1 protein-coding gene is annotated in these 1,184 nt (G+C 53.1%); it reads right to left on the reverse strand.

The features are described 5' to 3' along the window. Positions 1-20: 20 nt before the first annotated feature. A complete protein-coding gene (locus tag CAY82_RS24745; RefSeq protein ID WP_087503444.1) occupies positions 21-974 on the reverse strand; it encodes a transposase in 954 nt (317 codons plus the stop codon). Positions 975-1,184: the final 210 nt, after the last annotated feature.

Here is a 1,184-nt window from a genome sequence, read left to right on the forward strand (position 1 = left end):
TGTGGGAGATTCTATGGTTTTCAGCAAGCCAGTTTCCCGCCTTTGGTGACATATTCGTCCTGATTTTTCATCAGGGCGAATGCCACCCGCGCGAGCTTTCTAGCAAGGATTACCAGAGCTTGGGTGGTTGCTTTACCAGCATTCCGATGTTGTTCGTACAGCCCTTTCCAAGCAGCTGACCTACTGGCGGCCATCGCCGCGTTATGCAACAGACGACGGATTTCTGAACAACCTCGTTTGGTGAGGCGACGGCGTCCATTCTTCTGACCGGAATCACTCACTCGTAGATCCATTCCCAAGAATGCTATGTACGAGTCACTGCTCTTGAACTCGCCCCTCATAAACGCCATCACCAGTGCTGTGGCAGTTAGAAAACCAATACCCTCTACCGCTTGGCAGCGAGCGACTTGCTCGTGGAGGCCAGCTTCTCGCAGCACTTCTTTAATCTTCTTTTGGATCAATTGGTCCAGCCGATCTATCGATTTCACGAAGACTTCGAAGGCGGCTTTCAAAAGGCGTTCATTAGCCCAGCTCTGAGTCATTGCCGTACGCGCAGTCACCAAGGCGGCTCTGCGTCGCAGGAGGCTCTGAAGCTTGCCGTAGACAGCGGGAGGCGGGTTCCAAGGGCGAAGGTCCTCGCCTTCATTTTTTAAAAACCGAGACAGCAACCGAGCATCGGAGGGGTCGGTTTTAACCCGTCCCCCAACACTTTTCCGGTAGTTGCTCAATTGAAAACCATCGATGACATACACCTCGAAGCCTAGGCTGTGGGCCAATTCAACCAGGTCCAAGTGATAGACATTGGTCGCCTCAACAGCGATAGCGGTGTTGAGGGATTGTTGCTTGAGCCACCTTCTGATCTCGAGTTTGGAGTTTTTCAGCCTGATGATCTCGTCGCGGTCATCGTGGTGGATAACCAGCTCAGCCTTCGCGACATCCGCACCCACGATTAACTTACCTACCTGCATTGCCATGGGCGGCTCCTCACGTTATGGTTTTTCGGCTTGAAGGGGTTTCACCAAGAGGCGCTGGCTTGCTTCTATCGTCGCTTGCAAACGATGCATTCTTTATCGGCGCTTTGGTGGAAGGGGTGGGGCGATGTCTCCCACGGTCTGTACTGCTGTGAACAGTCAGAATCGGGCATTTAGTCCCACCCCCCCTTCAAGTCTAACCATACAAGCGGG

This window comes from Pseudomonas sp. SID14000 (assembly GCF_002165135.1).
Classification (GTDB): Bacteria; Pseudomonadota; Gammaproteobacteria; order Pseudomonadales; family Pseudomonadaceae; genus Aquipseudomonas.